General features: G+C 47.8%; 19 protein-coding genes and 1 pseudogene. 9 read left to right on the top strand and 11 right to left on the bottom strand.

The annotated features are described in order from the left end of the window. Positions 1-52: 52 nt before the first annotated feature. A complete protein-coding gene (locus K0335_RS01775) occupies positions 53-811 on the bottom strand; it encodes a YdiY family protein (RefSeq protein WP_000771386.1) in 759 nt (252 codons plus the stop codon). Positions 812-1,098: 287 nt separating this feature from the next. On the opposite strand from K0335_RS01775, the gene pfkB reads away from it, so the two are divergent. The 3 genes from pfkB (at position 1,099) to K0335_RS01760 (ending at position 3,379) form a co-directional block, all read left to right on the top strand. After that, entirely contained in the window at positions 1,099-2,031 is a 933-nt protein-coding gene (gene pfkB / locus K0335_RS01770; protein ID WP_000251713.1) for a 6-phosphofructokinase II, read from the top strand. Positions 2,032-2,121: 90 nt separating this feature from the next. After that, positions 2,122-2,412 (top strand): type V toxin-antitoxin system endoribonuclease antitoxin GhoS, encoded by a 291-nt coding sequence (gene ghoS / locus K0335_RS01765; protein WP_000146169.1) that lies wholly within the window; start codon positions 2,122-2,124, stop codon positions 2,410-2,412. Positions 2,413-2,518: 106 nt separating this feature from the next. Then, a complete protein-coding gene (locus K0335_RS01760; RefSeq protein ID WP_104919700.1) occupies positions 2,519-3,379 on the top strand; it encodes a fructosamine kinase family protein in 861 nt (286 codons plus the stop codon). A 48-nt stretch (positions 3,380-3,427) separates the two neighbouring features. Here the strand turns inward: K0335_RS01760 and K0335_RS01755 are convergent, their stop codons facing one another. Next, on the bottom strand, positions 3,428-3,964 hold the full coding sequence (locus K0335_RS01755; protein ID WP_104919699.1) for a YniB family protein: 537 nt from the start codon (positions 3,962-3,964) through the stop codon (positions 3,428-3,430). A gap of 148 nt (positions 3,965-4,112) precedes the next feature. Between K0335_RS01755 and hxpB the strand changes: the two genes are divergently transcribed. The 3 genes from hxpB to tcyP all read left to right on the top strand — a co-directional run bounded on the left by hxpB (position 4,113) and on the right by tcyP (position 7,053). Then, positions 4,113-4,781, top strand: a complete 669-nt coding sequence (hxpB, locus tag K0335_RS01750; protein ID WP_104919698.1) for a hexitol phosphatase HxpB — start codon at positions 4,113-4,115, stop codon at positions 4,779-4,781. Positions 4,782-4,939: 158 nt separating this feature from the next. Continuing rightward, the gene (locus K0335_RS01745) at positions 4,940-5,530 is read left to right on the top strand and encodes a metal-dependent hydrolase (protein WP_002431564.1); all 591 of its coding nucleotides are present in this window, start codon (positions 4,940-4,942) and stop codon (positions 5,528-5,530) included. Between the two features lie 131 nt (positions 5,531-5,661). Continuing rightward, entirely contained in the window at positions 5,662-7,053 is a 1,392-nt protein-coding gene (gene tcyP / locus K0335_RS01740) for a cystine/sulfocysteine:cation symporter (RefSeq protein WP_046077509.1), read from the top strand. Positions 7,054-7,099: 46 nt separating this feature from the next. Here tcyP and cedA read toward each other — a convergent pair whose 3' ends face one another. Next, positions 7,100-7,363 (bottom strand): cell division activator CedA, encoded by a 264-nt coding sequence (gene cedA, locus K0335_RS01735; RefSeq protein WP_015953364.1) that lies wholly within the window; start codon positions 7,361-7,363, stop codon positions 7,100-7,102. Positions 7,364-7,546: 183 nt separating this feature from the next. Here cedA and katE point away from each other — a divergent pair, with 183 nt between their 5' ends. Next, on the top strand, positions 7,547-9,808 hold the full coding sequence (katE, locus tag K0335_RS01730; RefSeq protein WP_104919697.1) for a catalase HPII: 2,262 nt from the start codon (positions 7,547-7,549) through the stop codon (positions 9,806-9,808). Between the two features lie 46 nt (positions 9,809-9,854). On the opposite strand, the gene chbG is transcribed toward katE, so the two are convergent. From chbG to osmE, 7 genes and pseudogenes are all read right to left on the bottom strand, one after another. Next, on the bottom strand, positions 9,855-10,613 hold the full coding sequence (gene chbG, locus K0335_RS01725; protein ID WP_104919696.1) for a chitin disaccharide deacetylase: 759 nt from the start codon (positions 10,611-10,613) through the stop codon (positions 9,855-9,857). Positions 10,614-10,625: 12 nt separating this feature from the next. Next, positions 10,626-11,978, bottom strand: coding sequence for a 6-phospho-beta-glucosidase (gene celF, locus K0335_RS01720; RefSeq protein WP_104919695.1), 1,353 nt, complete (start codon positions 11,976-11,978; stop codon positions 10,626-10,628). Between the two features lie 120 nt (positions 11,979-12,098). Next, positions 12,099-12,941, bottom strand: a complete 843-nt coding sequence (chbR, locus tag K0335_RS01715; RefSeq protein WP_000983580.1) for a transcriptional regulator ChbR — start codon at positions 12,939-12,941, stop codon at positions 12,099-12,101. A gap of 7 nt (positions 12,942-12,948) precedes the next feature. After that, the gene (gene chbA, locus K0335_RS01710) at positions 12,949-13,299 is read right to left on the bottom strand and encodes a PTS N,N'-diacetylchitobiose transporter subunit IIA (protein ID WP_000968906.1); all 351 of its coding nucleotides are present in this window, start codon (positions 13,297-13,299) and stop codon (positions 12,949-12,951) included. A gap of 52 nt (positions 13,300-13,351) precedes the next feature. Beyond that, positions 13,352-14,709 (bottom strand): annotated as a pseudogene (gene chbC, locus K0335_RS01705) (PTS N,N'-diacetylchitobiose transporter subunit IIC). Between the two features lie 84 nt (positions 14,710-14,793). After that, a complete protein-coding gene (gene chbB, locus K0335_RS01700) occupies positions 14,794-15,114 on the bottom strand; it encodes a PTS N,N'-diacetylchitobiose transporter subunit IIB (RefSeq protein ID WP_104919694.1) in 321 nt (106 codons plus the stop codon). Positions 15,115-15,410: 296 nt separating this feature from the next. After that, a complete protein-coding gene (gene osmE, locus K0335_RS01695; RefSeq protein ID WP_001039039.1) occupies positions 15,411-15,749 on the bottom strand; it encodes an osmotically-inducible lipoprotein OsmE in 339 nt (112 codons plus the stop codon). 201 nt (positions 15,750-15,950) lie between these two features. On the opposite strand from osmE, the gene nadE reads away from it, so the two are divergent. After that, the gene (gene nadE / locus K0335_RS01690) at positions 15,951-16,778 is read left to right on the top strand and encodes an ammonia-dependent NAD(+) synthetase (protein WP_000175006.1); all 828 of its coding nucleotides are present in this window, start codon (positions 15,951-15,953) and stop codon (positions 16,776-16,778) included. Positions 16,779-17,044: 266 nt separating this feature from the next. Next, on the top strand, positions 17,045-17,932 hold the full coding sequence (cho, locus tag K0335_RS01685; RefSeq protein ID WP_104919822.1) for an excinuclease Cho: 888 nt from the start codon (positions 17,045-17,047) through the stop codon (positions 17,930-17,932). Here the strand turns inward: cho and ves are convergent. Next, positions 17,892-18,467 (bottom strand): environmental stress-induced protein Ves, encoded by a 576-nt coding sequence (ves, locus tag K0335_RS01680; RefSeq protein WP_002431567.1) that lies wholly within the window; start codon positions 18,465-18,467, stop codon positions 17,892-17,894. The two genes, cho and ves, sit on opposite strands and share 41 nt — an antisense overlap. Positions 18,468-18,664 lie beyond the last annotated feature (197 nt).

Raw genomic sequence — 18,664 nt, 5'->3', positions numbered from 1 at the left:
TCAGAGAAATAATATGGGCCAGACTCTTTTATTGCATCTGACCCCAATATCATTACATTTTATATCCTAACGACACCACTGTGCGGCGGTCGGTATGCTCCGGTGCTGATTCTGGCGGTTCAGAGTTCCAGGTCACGTTGTAGGCGACTTTCAGTCCAAAGTGTTCATTAATAGCAACATTCAACGCGCTCTCAGAATTGAGCGTAGTATCTTCCGCGCCAAAAACAGAAACACCTTGCGTGAATTTCGCGTTATCTGTTAATTGCCATGCATAAGCACCTGATGCGTAACCCAGCGGCTGTGTTTCGCTGGAATCATCTGTATATTTGTCGTAACGCACACCAGGACCGAATTCAAAACGAAAACTATGAACCGGGCCGTTCAGGAACTGCCGTCCATAACCCGCCGTTAGTACATCGCGTTCACGATAACCGTTATAACGGTCTGTCAGCCAACTTGCCTGGCCGAAAATATAATCGTAATCCGTTAAGTTATAACGAGAACGTCCACCTACTGCATATTTTTCTGAAGAACGCTCATCATTTGACGAAGTGTTGCTGGCGTTACCCCATAAAGACCACGCTGTTGTCTTACCATACCAGGTCATGGTGGAGTCGGCTGTCAGAGAGGAACTTTTGGTATTTCCTGACTGCGCCAGGTATCCCCCGTTGAGATTACCTTCAAACGTTTTCTGCGCAGTCGCAGGATCATCCATGACAGTAAAAACGGAATCATCGGCAGCCGCATACATTGACGCAAGCACGCCCCCCGCCAGCACAACTGCGGCAGGAACTGTCTTCAAGAGCTTCATTTATTAAGAGTCCGCACAACAAAAAAAGAGACCATAACGGTCCCGGAAACTTTCATAGGGATCAATGACAAACGCCCCCTGGAAAGGAGACGAATTATAAAAAGGCATGAATAACATAGCAATCAAATCTTATTTCATTTTTTGATATAAGCATCATGTAAAACCAATAATTTTTTTATATCTGGTTTTCTGAATGAAATAATAAATATCACAGAAATCATATTGTTAATTTCTTCCCTTTCTCGATATTCAGTGCCAGACTGAAATCAACCTGACAGGAGGAAAAGATGGTACGTATCTACACGTTAACACTTGCGCCCTCACTCGACAGCGCGACAATTACCCCGCAGATTTATCCCGAAGGCAAACTACGCTGTTCTTCTCCCGTTTTTGAACCTGGTGGTGGCGGAATCAACGTCGCCCGAGCTATTGCTCATCTTGGCGGCAGCGCGACAGCGATATTCCCGGCAGGCGGTGCTACGGGGGAGCATCTGGTCGCCCTGCTTGCCGATGAAAACGTCCCGGTCGCTACCATCGAAGCGAAAGACTGGACCCGACAAAATCTGCATGTCCATGTAGAATCCAGTGGCGAACAGTATCGTTTCGTGATGCCTGGGGCCACACTCAGTGAAGATGAGTTTCGTCAGCTCGAAGAGCAAGTCTTTGAAATAGAATCTGGTGCCATTCTGGTCATAAGCGGCAGCCTGCCACCAGGAGTAGAACTGAAAAAGTTAACGCAACTTATTTCTGCCGCACAAAAGCAAGGGATTCGTTGCATTATTGATAGCTCTGGCGAAGCACTCGCAGCTGCGCTGGCAATTGGTCATATAGAGTTAGTAAAACCGAATCTCAAAGAATTGAGTGCCCTGGTTAATCGTGAGCTTTTACAACCCGATGACGTCCGCAAAGCAGCTCAGGAGATTGTCGACTGTGGTAAAGCCCATCGTGTAGTGGTGTCGCTTGGACCACAAGGTGCCCTGGCAGTAGACAAGGAATCATGCATTCAGGTCGTTCCTCCTCCGGTAAAAAGTCAGAGTACAGTGGGTGCAGGTGACAGCATGGTGGGCGCAATGACACTGAAGCTGGCAGAAGGAGCCTCTCTGGAAGATATGGTTCGATTTGGTGTAGCTGCCGGGAGTGCCGCAACACTCAATCAGGGAACACGTCTATGTTCTGCTGACGACACTCACAAAATCTATGCCTGGCTTACCAGGCAATAATTTCCGCTACGCGTTAAATCGTACAAACCTGTCGGTGAAGGGAATCACCGTCTATGCTCAAAACTCATGCGATTACAAAGAGGTGAAAAAATGGCCAGCGGCGATGTCACTCGTTACGTCATAACAGTGGTGTTTCACGAGGATACCTTAACTGAAATAAATGAATTAAATAACCATCTCACGCGCAGCGGCTTTTTACTCACCATGACTGATGACGAAGGCAATATTCATGAACTAGGCACCAACAGCTTCGGGTTGATAACCACCCAGACGCCAGAGGAAGTGAAAGCGCTCGCAGCCGGACTGGCAGAAACAGCGTTAGGAATGGAGCCTGAAATTGCTGTTATTACCTGGGACGAATGGAGTAACCACAAACAATAAGTGCCTTTTCTTGAGATATGGAGGCCGTGGTGTGCGTTAGTTCGTGTTTTTTTACCGCATTATTACGCTAACCTTATGATCTGGCAGACAACATGGGAGAGACATCATGTGGCAGGCAATCAGTCGTCTTTTAAGCGAGCAGTTAGGTGAAGGCGAAATCGAGTTGCGTAATGAACTGCCTGGCGGAGAAGTTCATGCCGCATGGCATATACGCTATGCAGGACGCGACTTTTTCGTCAAGTGTGACGAAAGGGAACTTCTACCGGGATTCACCGCTGAAGCCGATCAACTGGAATTGCTATCCCGCAGTAAAACGGTCACGGTGCCGAAAGTGTGGGCAGTCGGCGCAGACAGAGACTACAGTTTCCTTGTGATGGATTATCTCCCTCCCCGTCCGTTGGACGCGCACAATGCTTTTATTCTTGGTCAACAAATCGCCCATCTGCATGAATGGAGTGACCAGCCGCAATTTGGTCTCGATTTTGACAATGCGCTTTCCACCACGCCGCAACCAAATACCTGGCAGCGTCGCTGGTCGACTTTCTTTGCGGAACAACGCATTGGTTGGCAACTGGAGTTAGCGGCCGAAAAAGGCATCGCGTTTGGCAATATTGACGCCATTGTCGAACATATACAGCAACGACTGGCATCACATCAGCCGCAACCTTCGCTGCTACACGGTGATTTATGGTCAGGTAACTGTGCGTTAGGTCCGGATGGACCATATATCTTTGATCCTGCATGTTACTGGGGTGACAGAGAATGTGATCTGGCGATGCTTCCGCTTCATACTGAGCAACCGCCACAAATCTATGATGGTTATCAGTCTGTTTCGCCCTTACCGGCAGATTTCCTCGAGCGCCAACCTGTTTATCAACTCTATACCTTGCTTAACCGGGCAAGATTGTTTGGTGGTCAACACCTGGTGACTGCCCAACAGTCACTGGATCGATTACTGGCTGCATAACGGCCTGGCCGGAGGCGTATTTGTTACGCACTCCGGCCTGTTTAAGCGTTAAATAAAACCAAGTAAAGAAAAGAAGAAATATCCCAACACGATCACAATGACCGGCAGAATATAGAGCGGGAAAAATTGCAGAAAAATGGTGTGATGTGGCACCACAATGCGAGACTCAATTTGTTCACGAGTCAGACCGTCACTCCCTTTCGCCTTTTCAAGAATTAACTGGTCTTCCACCCCTTCCCGCAAAAAACGTGCCTGACGGCTCATTCGAGCGCCGGAATCCTGCATCGCCAGACCGACAAAAATCAGGATAAATATCACCCAGAACATAATATTCATACTGTTATGAAAGTCTGGGGTTGGCGAATTGTACCAGAAGATATTCAGGAAAGGTGTGTTAACACGCATCATGTCGATCATGACATGGGTAAAGTCGAGCATTACGGCATTAATGCCTTCCTGCTCGACGGTTTTTGCATTCATAAATTTTAATGCAGAGATCAATGTGGAAACGAGCGCCGGTATAAAAATGACCCAACCAAGAATCCTTTTTAAGACAGCGATGCGTCCAGCCTGTTGATACGTCATGTGTTCCCCTTGATTAAGACGTGTCGTTTTGCTCTTAGTCTACCTGTTGATAACTGTTTTCGCCCGATCTTTAAAGACGGTATGATAAGCAACGATTCATCAGCAATACTGAATACCTTACATTTTAAGTTCAAAAGGAGAGGTTGTAATGTCAACCCCACGCCAGATTCTGGCCGCAATTTTTGATATGGACGGATTACTTATCGACTCTGAACCGCTGTGGGATCGCGCCGAACTGGACGTCATGGCCAGCCTTGGTGTTGATATCAGCCGTCGGCATGAGCTGCCTGATACACTTGGCCTGCGCATCGATATGGTGGTTGATCTTTGGTATTCCCACCAGCCGTGGATCGGGCCAAACCGGCAAGAAGTTGTTGATCGCGTCATTTCACGTGCGATTTCGTTGATTGAAGAAACCCAACCACTGATGCCTGGCGTGCATGAGGCTATCGCATTATGTAAAGAACAAGGAATGAAGGTGGGACTCGCTTCTGCGTCTCCGTTACATATGCTGGAAAAGGTGCTGACGATGTTTAATCTGCGTGACAGCTTCGATGTACTGGCATCCGCAGAAAAACTGCCCTACAGCAAGCCACATCCACAGGTTTATCTCGACTGCGCAGCTAAACTGGGCGTTGATCCACTCAATTGTGTCGCTCTGGAAGATTCGGTGAATGGGATGATCGCGTCAAAAGCGGCTCGTATGCGCTCCATCGTCGTTCCGGCGCAACACGATTTCGATGATCCCCGTTTTGTACTGGCAAACGTCAAACTCGCCTCATTAGAAGAGCTAAATATTCATCATCTTCGCGGCTGAATTATTATGGGCAATGCTTCATTGCCCATAATTTTTACGCTTCCGGTTTAACTGCTGAATTGCTCACCATTTTTTGACAAACAGTTACACCGTCACTACTTCCTTGCACTGTATAAAAATCCTATACTGTATGAATTGACAGTTTAGTGAGTTTTATCATGACGGCGGAAGGTCACCTCCTTTTTTCTATAGCTTGCGCGGTATTTGCCAAAAATGCCGAACTTACGCCCGTGCTTGCACAGGGTGACTGGTGGCACATTATTCCTTCCGCAATTCTGACCTGTTTACTGCCCGACATCGATCATCCGAAGTCGTTTTTAGGTCAGCGCCTTAAATGGATATCTAAGCCCATCGCACGCGCTTTCGGACACCGGGGATTTACCCACAGTCTGTTGGCTGTTTTTGCGTTACTGACCACCTTTTATTTGAAAGTACCTGAAACCTGGGTGGTTCCTGCAGATGCCCTGCAAGGAATGGTATTAGGTTATCTGAGTCATATTCTGGCTGATATGCTGACACCTGCCGGAGTTCCCCTGCTCTGGCCCTGCCGTTGGCGTTTTCGTTTTCCGATTCTGGTGCCGCAAAAAGGTAACCAACTGGAGCGTTTTCTCTGCATGGCATTGTTTGTCTGGTCAGTGTGGATGCCTCACACACTGCCAGAAAATAGTGCCGTTCGCTGGTCATCACAGATGATCAATACGCTGCAATTGCAATTTAATCGTCTGATTAACCATCAAATTGACTACTAAGCAGTCGATACCATCAGTTTTGGAATAAACAATTCCATTTGAATATAAGAGCCGGGTCACAGTTCTGATAATCTGACGCCAACAGAATCGTCTTGTCGGGCGATTCACATAAAAATATCAGGAGAACGGGGATGAATTTTCCATTAATTGCGAACATTGTTGTGTTCGTCGCTCTGCTGTTTGTGCTGGCGCAAGCCCGTCACAAACAGTGGAGTCTGGCAAAAAAAGTGCTGGTGGGTCTGGTCATGGGCGTGGTGTTTGGTCTTGCCCTGCATACCATTTATGGTTCAGACAGCCAGGTGTTAAAAGACTCAGTACAGTGGTTCAACATTGTGGGCAACGGTTACGTTCAGTTACTGCAAATGATCGTTATGCCACTGGTATTTGCTTCAATTCTCAGTGCTGTTGCTCGTCTGCATAATGCCTCACAACTGGGCAAAATCAGTTTCCTGACCATTGGTACGCTGCTGTTTACCACGCTGATTGCTGCACTGGTCGGTGTGCTGGTCACCAACCTGTTTGGTCTGACCGCAGAAGGTCTGGTGCAGGGTGGCGCAGAAACCGCGCGCCTTAACGCGATTGAAAGTAATTATGTAGGTAAAGTTGCCGACCTCAGCGTGCCACAGCTGGTGCTTTCTTTTATTCCTAAAAACCCGTTTGCTGATCTGACAGGCGCGAATCCAACCTCGATCATCAGCGTGGTTATCTTCGCCGCATTCCTTGGTGTTGCAGCACTTAAATTGCTAAAAGATGACGCACCAAAAGGTGAGCGTGTGTTAACGGCGATCGATACCCTACAAAGCTGGGTGATGAAACTGGTGCGTTTGGTTATGCAACTCACCCCTTACGGTGTTCTTGCCTTGATGACCAAAGTCGTCGCAGGTTCAAACTTGCAGGACATCATTAAGCTTGGCAGCTTTGTTGTTGCCTCTTACCTTGGCCTGCTGATTATGTTTGCTGTACATGGTCTTCTGCTGGGTATCAATGGGGTAAGCCCACTGAAGTACTTTCGTAAAGTGTGGCCGGTGCTGACTTTTGCCTTCACCAGCCGCTCCAGTGCAGCATCCATTCCCCTGAATGTGGAAGCTCAAACGCGTCGTCTCGGCGTACCTGAATCAATTGCCAGCTTTGCGGCCTCATTCGGTGCCACCATCGGTCAAAACGGTTGTGCCGGGCTTTATCCGGCAATGCTGGCAGTGATGGTTGCTCCGACTGTTGGTATTAATCCGCTGGATCCGATGTGGATTGCGACTCTGGTAGGTATCGTGACCGTGAGTTCTGCGGGTGTTGCTGGTGTTGGTGGTGGTGCAACCTTTGCCGCACTGATTGTGTTACCTGCAATGGGCTTACCTGTAACACTGGTGGCGCTACTCATCTCTGTTGAACCATTGATTGATATGGGGCGTACCGCGTTGAACGTGAGCGGCTCCATGACGGCGGGTACGCTGACCAGTCAGTGGCTGAAACAAACAGATAAATCCATTCTGGATAGTGAAGAAGACGCCGAACTGGCGCACCGTTAATCCTGATTTGTTACGTTAAACGCCTGTCATCCCGACAGGCGTTTTTTTATTCTTCGACCTCATTTTCCTGACGAATCTGATTTGCCCAGCGTTGGGCCGATTCTGGCACACTAAACCCTGGTGAACGTCGAAATGACTCTCCGATCAGAACAAATGCAACATATTTGCCACGCAGTATCCAGACATCACGAAACGCATCCATCTTTATTGCATGCTCCGGTGGCGCAGGTTCTACGCGCGGAACATAACTAATAATCGGGCGGTTTTGCTGGCGAAGAGGTTTCATCATTAATGGCTTCACTAAACACATATCGAAAATCAGAAAAACTGTATTTTAGCCGATCTAATCCCCGTCCGTCCTGCTCTGCGTAAATTCGAACTCTGTACCACTTTGCCACATCTCCAGAGTGAACACCTGTTCATGGTCTATAGTTAGAGAGTTTTTTGACCAAAACAGCGGCCCTTTCAGTAATAAATTAAGGAGACGAGTTCAATGTCGCAATATAACGAAAAGAACCCACATCAGCACCAGTCACCACTACACGATTCCAGCGAAGCGAAACCGGGAATGGACTCACTGGCACCTGAGGATGGTTCCCATCGTCCAGCGGCTGAACCGACGCCACCGGGAGCGCAGCCAACCGCGCCAGGGAGTCTGAAAGCCCCTGATACACGTAATGAAAAGCTGAACTCCCTGGAGGACGTGCGTAAAGGCAGTGAAAATTATGCACTTACCACCAACCAGGGCGTACGCATCGCCGATGATCAAAACTCCCTGCGCGCCGGTAGCCGTGGTCCAACGCTGCTGGAAGATTTTATTCTGCGCGAGAAGATCACTCACTTTGACCATGAGCGTATCCCTGAGCGTATTGTTCATGCGCGAGGATCGGCGGCTCATGGTTATTTCCAGCCGTATAAAAGCTTAAGCGATATCACCAAAGCAGATTTCCTGTCTGAACCGAATAAAATCACTCCAGTGTTTGTCCGTTTCTCCACCGTTCAGGGCGGTGCAGGCTCGGCTGATACGGTGCGAGATATCCGTGGCTTCGCGACCAAGTTCTACACTGAAGAGGGTATTTTTGACCTTGTTGGTAACAACACACCGATCTTCTTTATTCAGGATGCGCATAAATTCCCTGATTTTGTCCATGCGGTAAAACCAGAACCACACTGGGCAATCCCGCAGGGGCAAAGCGCTCACGACACCTTCTGGGATTATGTTTCCCTGCAACCGGAAACACTGCACAACGTAATGTGGGCGATGTCGGATCGTGGTATCCCGCGCAGCTACCGCACTATGGAAGGCTTTGGTATTCATACCTTCCGTCTGATTAACGCCGAAGGTAAAGCGACGTTCGTACGTTTCCACTGGAAACCACTGGCAGGTAAAGCCTCGCTCGTTTGGGATGAAGCACAAAAACTAACCGGACGTGACCCGGACTTCCACCGCCGCGAGTTGTGGGAAGCGATTGAAGCAGGTGATTTCCCGGAATACGAACTGGGCTTCCAGTTGATTCCTGAAGAAGATGAATTTAAGTTCGACTTCGACCTTCTTGATCCAACTAAACTTATCCCGGAAGAACTGGTGCCCGTTCAGCGTGTCGGCAAAATGGTGCTTAATCGTAATCCGGATAACTTCTTTGCCGAAAACGAACAGGCGGCTTTCCATCCTGGGCATATTGTCCCCGGTCTGGATTTCACCAACGATCCCCTGTTACAGGGACGTTTGTTCTCCTATACCGATACACAAATCAGTCGTCTTGGCGGACCCAATTTCCATGAAATTCCGATTAACCGCCCGACCTGCCCATACCACAACTTCCAGCGTGATGGCATGCACCGCATGGGTATCGACACTAACCCGGCGAATTACGAACCCAACTCGATCAACGATAACTGGCCGCGCGAAACACCACCAGGGCCAAAACGTGGCGGATTTGAGTCATATCAGGAGCGCGTGGAAGGCAATAAAGTGCGCGAACGTAGCCCGTCATTTGGCGAATATTATTCTCATCCGCGCCTGTTCTGGTTAAGTCAGACGCCGTTCGAGCAGCGACATATTGTCGACGGCTTCAGCTTTGAACTCAGTAAAGTCGTTCGTCCATATATTCGTGAACGTGTCGTTGACCAGTTGGCGCATATCGATCTTAACCTTGCGCAGGCGGTAGCAAAAAATCTCGGTATCGAACTGACTGACGACCAACTGAATATTACGCCGCCACCGGACGTAAACGGGCTGAAAAAAGATCCTGCTTTAAGTCTGTATGCCATTCCTGATGGTGATGTGAAGGGCCGCGTAGTAGCAATTTTACTCAATGCCAAAGTACGTTCAGCAGACTTGCTGGCGATCCTCAAGGCACTCAAGGCCAAAGGCGTTCATGCCAAACTGCTTTATTCACGGATGGGTGAAGTGACTGCGGATGACGGTACGGTGCTACCCATTGCCGCCACCTTTGCCGGTGCGCCTTCGCTGACAGTAGACGCAGTGATTGTACCTTGCGGTAACATCGACGATATCGCCGACAACGGCGATGCCAATTACTATCTGATGGAAGCCTATAAACACCTTAAACCGATTGCGCTGGCGGGAGACGCGCGCAAGTTTAAAGCAACAATCAAGGTCGATGACCAGGGTGAAGAAGGGATTGTGGAAGCCGACAGCGCTGACGGTAGTTTTATGGATGAACTGTTAACGCTAATGGCAGCACACCGCGTCTGGTCACGTATTCCTAAGATTGACAAAATTCCTGCGTAAATATGGATAAGGTCACGCCCCCAAGGGAGTGACCTTACCACCTTACTTACACATCAAGATAACTACCCAACCGATAACCACGCTCAGCAATCGCATATTTCAACGACGCTGAGGTCAGCACATCCAGTTCTGTTAACCGAGGGAAGCAATAAGCACTCTGGCGAATCGTATTATCGATAAACGCAGGATGACACATCACTTCCAGAGAGCGCTCACCGCGATGACTGGAGTCATCCAGCACTTTCAGGAACAACGCATTACTGATCTCTTCACCATAAAATGCGCTACTGAATCCCTGCGAACTACGCAACTCTCCAGGCAGGTCGCTGTCATTAAACACCGCCTGACGATCAATGCGCAGTGCAATCCCCTGCTCTGCCGCAAACCTGGCCACAATAGGAAAAATTTGCGGGAACATATGCACATGATGATGGCTATCAATATGGGTCGGTTTACGCCCAAAAAGCTCAATGAAACGCTGATACTGACTCGCCAGCTCCAGGGAAATCTCCTCCAGCGGTAAAGCACCTTCTTCCGCCATCTGCCAGATCCATTTCCCCAGCATCCCTTCTCTGGTCAGCCCCGGCATCTCAGTCAGCGGCTTACCCATGGTGAGGACAAAGTGCATTCCCACCGCCAGGCCTGGCGCCCCACGGCTCAGCTGTGCGGCGTGATCAATAGCTTCACCATTCACCAACGCCGTCGTAGAGGTAACAACGCCGTTACGACAGGCTTCGATAATGCCGTAGTTCTGACCTTTACTTAAACCAAAGTCATCGGCATTAACAATCAGTAAGCGTTCCATAATCAGCCTCGTTTAGTGTGCTTTTTTGAGATCTGCTATGCAGTCAGCAAAGTTTGGCAACCACTTCTCATGTGCCAGAATCATCTCGCGTGCCAGCACCTCGGCGTCACGATCGGAATGCACCAGCGGGCTAAGATTCAGCGCCAGTAACACATCATTAAATTCACCGCTTAGTGCTGCATGGCTGGCAGCAATCTCAAAGCCTTTAATAGTGTGAATTAGCCCCATCACTTTGTCATCGAAATGGGTAATGCGCGGATGAGGCGTCGCACCATTGCGCCCCAGCGTGCAGGTCATTTCTACTGCCCAGTCTGCCGGAATATTATCAACATGCCCATGATGTGGAATATTAATGTAGTGTTCCGTTTGCTTATCGTTATAAATAGCGTTAATCACTTCACACGCTGCGTCGGAGTAATAAGCCCCACCACGCTGTTCCAGCTCTTTCGGTTTAACTTTCAGCTCAGGATTTTTATACAGGTCAAAAAGGTTTTTCTCGACTTTCTGTACTACCTGCGCACGCGCACCGCCTTTGTAGTATTCGCCCATTTCAATCGCCAGCATCTCTTTCTGCTTGAAGTAATACAGTAGATAAGAACATGGCAGCAGATTCAACGAACGAATCAAGCCTTCACTAAACGGCAGGTCGAAAATATTTTTGACAGAGGACGCTTTTAACCGCCCTGACGCCACGCCATCAAGCAATTCGGCAAAGCGAGACTCACCATTTACCAGTACATCTTTAATAAACACCATGTGGTTCAGGCCGAACAGATCGATAGACAAGTCATCGCTCTCATTCAGCGTCAGCACATCACGAATAAACATCTTCATGCCTGTGGGAATATTACACACACCGATAAAGCGTTTAAATCCGGTATGACGATAGACTGCTTCGGTGACCATTCCCGCCGGGTTAGTGAAGTTAATTACCCAGGCATTTGGGCACAGTTCTTCAACATCTTTCACTATGTCAAAAATCACCGGAATGGTACGTAAACCTTTAAACAGTCCACCCGCACCATTGGTTTCCTGACCAAGATAACCATGACTCAATGGGATGCGTTCATCCAGCTCACGGGCTGGCAGTTGGCCCACGCGTAGTTGAGTCGTGACGAAATCGGCATCTTTTAACGCTTCACGGCGATTGAGCGTTTTAAATAATTTTATGGGCACGCCAGCGTTATCAATCATGCGCTGGCAGAGATCAAAAATAATATCCAGTTTCTCTTTGCCGCCTTCTACATCCACCAGCCATAATTCGCTGACAGGTAGTTCGTGGTAGCGCTTAATAAACCCATCCAGTAATTCCGGGGTATAGCTGCTCCCGCCACCGATAGTGACGACTTTTAATTTCTGGCTCATACTTTCTCCCTTCAGTGTGAAACACTGGTGTTCTATGCTTAGCCTGTCTGTCAGGAATAACCTGGCACTGCCAGTGTTATTAAAAGGCAAGCGTGTAAATTAATTTAATGGACAATTCAATTACTGATTAAATTCAGTCAGCCTTTTACGATAGCCATTTGGGGTAAATGATGTCAGTTTTTTAAAGGTTTTAATAAACAGACTTGGACTACTATAGCCCGACTCGTAGGCAATATCTGTAACGGAGTAGTTGGTCATCTCCAGTTGTTTTTTGGCAAAATTAATGCGAATTTCATTAATCATTTGCATCGGCGTTTTGCGGTAATAACGCTGTGTAGCACGGGTTAAATACTCCTGAGATTTACCAGATAGCTTAACCATGTTTTCCAGCGCATGATCTCCGAACTGTGTTTTATCGTGCATTATTTCCACAGTCACTTTTAGCCACTGGGGAATATCGTCATACACTTGTTCTTCACGATAATGACGCAGCCGGTTGATAATATAAAACGAAACCAGTTCAACAAACTCTTCCAGCCCGGTATCACGAAAATTAAGTGACGCGATAACCGTTTCGACATAGGTCATAAAAGCACTGTTGGCGCGATAGACCTGTGAAGCAACAAAACAGAATGGCAATAAAGGCAAATAATGCTGTTCAAAAAAACGCTTGCTAATACCAACATTCAAAATACGTGTAGCGCCAAACTCATAAAAGCTCTGGTGATGTGATCCCAGCGGGATAAACACAAAATCACCACGCTCCAGCAATACACGTTTACCGTTAATCTCCTGGTAGTAGCGGCCAGTTAAAACCAGGGTGAACTCGTAGTAGTCATGCTGATGCAACCCACTGATACTTTCAGTTTTATTGTAGATAAACACATGGAAATTCTTACCATTAAACAGTTGTTGCTCACGGGCCGTGGCAATTTCCGGTGCGCTAATCTGCGGTTGCATCATCGACTCCTTACGGTTTCAGCTTCTCGTGAAGCTCAATTAATTCACTGACCAGTTCACGTGCCAGCATGGAGGTCATCAGATGATCCTGCGCATGTACCAGCACCAGGCTAACTTTCATTTTGCCTTCGCCCTGATCTCCTTCAATCAGCTTTGTTTGCACCAAATGAGCTTCATTAAGCGCCATCCGCGACTGTTCCATCATCGCCTTCGCAGCGGCAAAATCGCCCTGCTTGGCTTGTTTCAGTGCCGCATACGCCAGGCTACGCGCCTGTCCGGAGTTAATAATTAACCCCATCACTACTTCTTCCAGCTCTTCTGCTTCAGTTGGCGCATCAGGAATATTGTCGAGATCCATCATATATCGTTCCTCTCTATTCTTACCGGCAGCGGTTTCCCACTGCCGGTGACAATTAAAATTTCAGTGCGTTAGCGATATCTTCTTCGCTCTCTTCTTCATCAATGACGTTCTGTGCTTTGTTAGCGACTACCACAAATGGCAGGTACACCAGCGTTGCGACACCGAGGTTAAAGAGTGCGACCAGCAGAGCGGCAACACTACCATTAGTGTTAAAGAATGCACCCAGTCCTGTTGGCATGGTCCACGGTGCGATGTTAGTGATAGGTGGAATAATGCCGGTGTAGTAAGCAACCAGGGTAATTGCTGCCAGAATCGGTTGTACCAGAACAAACGGGATAAACATTACCGGGTTCATAATAATTGGCAGGCCAAACAGAATCGGTTCGTTAATCTGGAAGATGCCTGATGGCAGCGCCAGTTTAGCCACTGAACGATAATCAGCGCGGCGGGAAGCGATAAAGATAGCAATAATCAGCCCGAGAGTTGCACCACTACCACCAAGGAAGATGTAGGAGTCAAGCATCGGTTTCGCCCAGACATGGAACGTCTTGCCAGCTTCAACTGCTGCTGCAACAGAACCATATTGCTGGTAAATCGAGATGTTTTCCAATGCCCATGGAGTCATGATACCGCTGTCCAGTGCAGTTAATGCCAGTGAACCGTGAATACCAAAGAACCACAACAGCGGAACAAAAATCACATACGCCCAGCCAACCACCGCGCCCATTGAAGCCAGTGGCGTGGAGATGGAGTCCATAATGATTTGGTGGAAGTTTGTCCCCCAGCTATTTAGCACCCAGGCAATAATTCCCATAAAAGAAAGGATAATAAAGCCGGGGATCAATGCCGAGAAAGAACGCGACACCGAAGCAGGCACACTGTCAGGCAGGCGAATAACCCAGTTGCGACGAACAACAAAGGTAAACATTTCTGCAACCACCAGACCAATAATAATGCCGGAGATAATATTGGCACCACCTAACCAGTTTGCGCCAACAGCATAAGCTTCACCTACGCTATAAGGTGTAACGGTCATAAATGCCGCAACCGATAATAAACCGGCGGCCAGCGCATCAACTTTACGCTCTTCTGCCAGCGCCATACCGATAAAAACGGCGCCATTAACGACATAATGCCTAATGTACCGTTGTAGACGTTTCCGCCAATGCCTTTCAAACCATTCAGTGTTTCGATGGTAGAAGCATCCAGGCGAATACCTAAGGAATAAAAAAATGACCCCTCCCCAAAGCTCAGGAAAACGTTGTTTATTAATACAAACATAGCCCCTGCAAGGGTTAACGGCATTAAGCGAATAAAACCGTTTTTAATTGCATTAATATGTGGCTGCTTTCCTATTTTTACAGCAAAAGGAAGGAGTACCTTTTCAAGTGAAGCAATAACATTACTCATAGAAAAATACCCTATAAAACCGCAATAAATATTGCGGTGAAAGTTTATGAAATAACTCTTTGACGGGAAAAATGTAAAATATAATTAATTAGCAGCAGCTTTTTTAATCGCTGCAACGGCGGCTTTTAACACGCCTAAACCATCAACTTTGCCGTACAGCAGCGAGTCAATGACTTCAACAGGTTTGCCCGGAAGCAAACGTTGAATTTCGGGTAACATATAAGAAATTTGCGGACCAAGCAGTACGACATCGGCTGTAGGCCCTTTTTCACCGGCCAGGGTTTCAGGAAATGCTTCAATAATCACCGGCACTTCATATTTTTCTGCTTGCGCACGCATCTTCGATACCAGTAAAGAAGTTGACATACCTGCAGAACAGAACAGATAAATATGTTTCTTTTCCATTAAGACGTTCCTTATATGCGATTATCTGTCAGCCAGCCATGTCACAAGTCTTCACCTGCATCATGCTCTGGTACCAAGGTAAGAAAATTGTTTATTTGTTTGATGAAACGAGTATACGGGATTGACCGGAGGGATAGTACTTCATTGACCACCAGAATTGTCTCTCATTGACCTTACGTTATGACCAGACTCACATTTCGGGCAAATAATTCGCGACAATAAATAAGATGTTCTGAACAGAAAAAAGCCGACACTGGTGTCGGCTCCTTGTTTGTTCAGGCAATGAACAGTAAACGTTATTTCGTAGCTTGTGGATCCGTGTCGTACTCGGCGCAAGTCTGGTAGCCAGAGTTAATCACATGCCCGGTATCGTCTAAGGCAACAAAGTAGGTTTCAACTTTACCATCACGTTGACCCAGGATGTAGGTCTGACACGTACCACGAGCATGTATCATGCTGACTTCAGACGATGGTTTACCCGCAATTTGTGCAACCTGCGCCCGGCTCATGCCCTTTTTGACATCTTTCACCACAGGCTGGACAAACTGGTCTTTAGTACGATCATAAGCCGTACAACCTGCCAGCATAGTTAATACCGCCGCTGCACCCAGAATTCCTGCCATATTCTTGTTCATATTCCGTCCTCTTGTTTATCAGCGTGTTAGATAAGCCTGGAATACAACGGACTATTTTTCAAGCCTCATAACGAAACGGTTTGGCTTTCAGAAGATTCTTGTATGGCGTTTTAACCACCACTCAGGCCGTCGTCGCTTGTCGTTTCTGCGGCAACGGGTTAGCTTTATGAAAGGCCTATTTTTCATTCGGGAGGGGGTTAAATGACATTACAGCAACAGATTATAAAAGCACTGGGGGCAAAACCACAGATTAATGCTGAGGAAGAGATTCGCCGCAGTATTGATTTTCTTAAAAGCTATCTTAAAACATATCCGTTTCTGAAATCGCTGGTTTTGGGAATCAGTGGTGGGCAGGATTCAACCCTTGCCGGGAAATTATGCCAGATGGCAATCAACGAGCTGCGTGCAGAAACAGGTAACGAAACCTTGCAATTTATCGCTGTACGCCTGCCCTACGGTATTCAGGCCGACGAACAAGATTGCCAGGACGCCATTGCCTTTATTCAGCCGGATCGCGTATTAACCGTCAATATCAAGGGCGCGGTACTTGCCAGCGAACAGGCTTTACGGGAAGCGGGTATAGAACTGAGCGATTTTGTCCGTGGCAATGAAAAAGCGCGTGAGCGCATGAAAGCGCAGTACAGTATTGCAGGCATGACCAGCGGTGTCGTTGTGGGTACCGACCATGCAGCAGAAGCGATTACTGGATTCTTTACCAAATATGGCGATGGTGGCACAGATATTAACCCGTTGTATCGTCTCAACAAACGTCAGGGCAAGCAGCTGCTGGCGGCATTAGGATGCCCGGAGCATCTTTATAAGAAAGCGCCAACCGCTGATCTCGAAGACGACCGCCCGTCACTGCCTGATGAAGCCGCGCTTGGTGTGAGCTATGACAATATCGACGACTATCTGGAAGGGAAAACCGTGCCAGAGCAGGTCGCGAAGACCATTGAGAACTGGTATCTGAAAACCGAACATAAACGTCGCCCCCCCATTACCGTTTTCGATGATTTCTGGAAAAAATAACCATTTGCGCATCATGGCAGGTGTAAATAAGAGTGCAGGCGTCCCCGTCTGATATTTTACAAGGTGCGCTTTTTTCATGCCGGATACTGCGTAATGAACGCCTTATCCGGTCTGAAAGATCTCTAAAATACAATAAATTGCAGGAGTCGAGTGGGCCTGATAAGCGTGGCACAGCAGGCAATTTTCCGGTTGCCATCGGCCCTGCCTCTTTTTTAATCGCTTCCCGCTTGTTACACTGGATAGATAACCAGCATTCGGAGATAACAGTGGTACGGCGTTTAACTTCATCGCGGCTCGAATTTGAAGCAGCGGCAATTTATGAATATCCCGAACATTTACGTTCTTTTCTCAGCGAATTACCCACCCGCCCTGGCGTGTATTTGTTTCATGGCGAAAGTGACACCATGCCGCTCTATATTGGCAAAAGCGTCAATATCCGCAGTCGCGTGCTTTCCCATTTACGCACCCCGGATGAAGCCGCCATGCTGCGGCAATCCCGGCGTATTAGCTGGATATGTACCGCAGGCGAAATCGGTGCTTTGTTGTTGGAAGCAAGGCTAATCAAAGAGCAACAACCGTTATTTAATAAACGTCTGCGTCGCAATCGCCAACTCTGTTCTCTGAAACTGGATAATCAGCGAACAGAAGTGGTGTATGCCAAAGAAGTGGATTTTTCGCGAGCACCAAACTTGTTCGGCCTGTTTGCCAATCGCCGCTCGGCATTACAGGCATTACAGACAATCGCTGATGAACAAAAACTCTGTTATGGCCTGTTAGGACTGGAGCCATTAAGCCGTGGTCGTGCCTGTTTTCGTTCGGCGCTTAAACGTTGTGCGGGAGCATGCTGCGGTAAAGAAAGTCAGGAAACGCATGAGTTACGTCTGCGACAATCTCTGGAACGATTACGTGTTGTTTGCTGGCCATGGCAAGGAGCGATAGCACTGAAAGAGCAGCATCCTGAAATGACTCAGTTCCACATTATCCATAACTGGTTATGGCTGGGGGCGGTGAATAGCCTGGATGAGGCGACAACATTAGTACGCACGCCAGCCGGGTTTGATCATGATGGCTATAAAATTCTCTGCAAACCGCTGCTTTCCGGTAACTATGACATTATTGAACTTGATCCGGTGAATAACCAGGAAGCCAGTTAATTTCACTAAACAGTAATTTCCCTGTCGATTGCAGGAGTCGCAAAGTATGTTTACCATCGTACCAGCACGCTCCCTGGTCGGTGGTTAACACCTTATCGCCCAGTTGCCAGATACCACTGATAACAAACACGACCCCACCCCGAGAGCCAAAAGTAGTAAAGGTACGATCGGCGATTCTGACTTTTGCCTTGCAGGAATTGCAACGCGTCATTATGTTGAAATCCATCGACATCTGCCCTTCGTTCAGTTGCGCTTTCACTATCTGCTCACCGGAAAAAGCAAAAGGTTGCAACTGTTTCAAGGTGTGGCTGAAACTGTCAGTACTTTCAAGGTGTATTTCCCCTCCTTCTAACAGTGTCACCACCCTTTCCATTCCAGGAAAACGCGCAAACTCACCGTTCGTGGCAATGGAAGCAATGCTTGCTCGCCAGTGAAAATCACGGGTAGCGGGTGGGAAGCAACAAATCTCACGAGTTTCCCCTGCGCCATTACGCCATAGATTGACTGGCATTTTGCGGATATCAAAGTATTCCATCATCACTCCCGACACGCTCTTTTGATTGTTATCGTTCAGGCAACCGTTATTTGTTATCGGCAGTGTGGGTGATTTGGTTTAGACCTGGTGGAGAATTTTTTGCTCATCAGGCACCAGCAGGTGTCAAAAAAAACCGCCGATCCTGTCCACCGCCTTATTACAAGGTAGTGGACAAGACCGGCGGTCTTAAGCGTTGA

It is taken from the genome of Escherichia sp. GZ89 (assembly GCF_019366485.1).
Lineage (GTDB): Bacteria > Pseudomonadota > Gammaproteobacteria > Enterobacterales > Enterobacteriaceae > Escherichia > Escherichia fergusonii.
The sequence above is the reverse complement of the archived record's forward strand: the minus strand, read 5'-3'. Positions and strand labels throughout refer to the sequence as shown.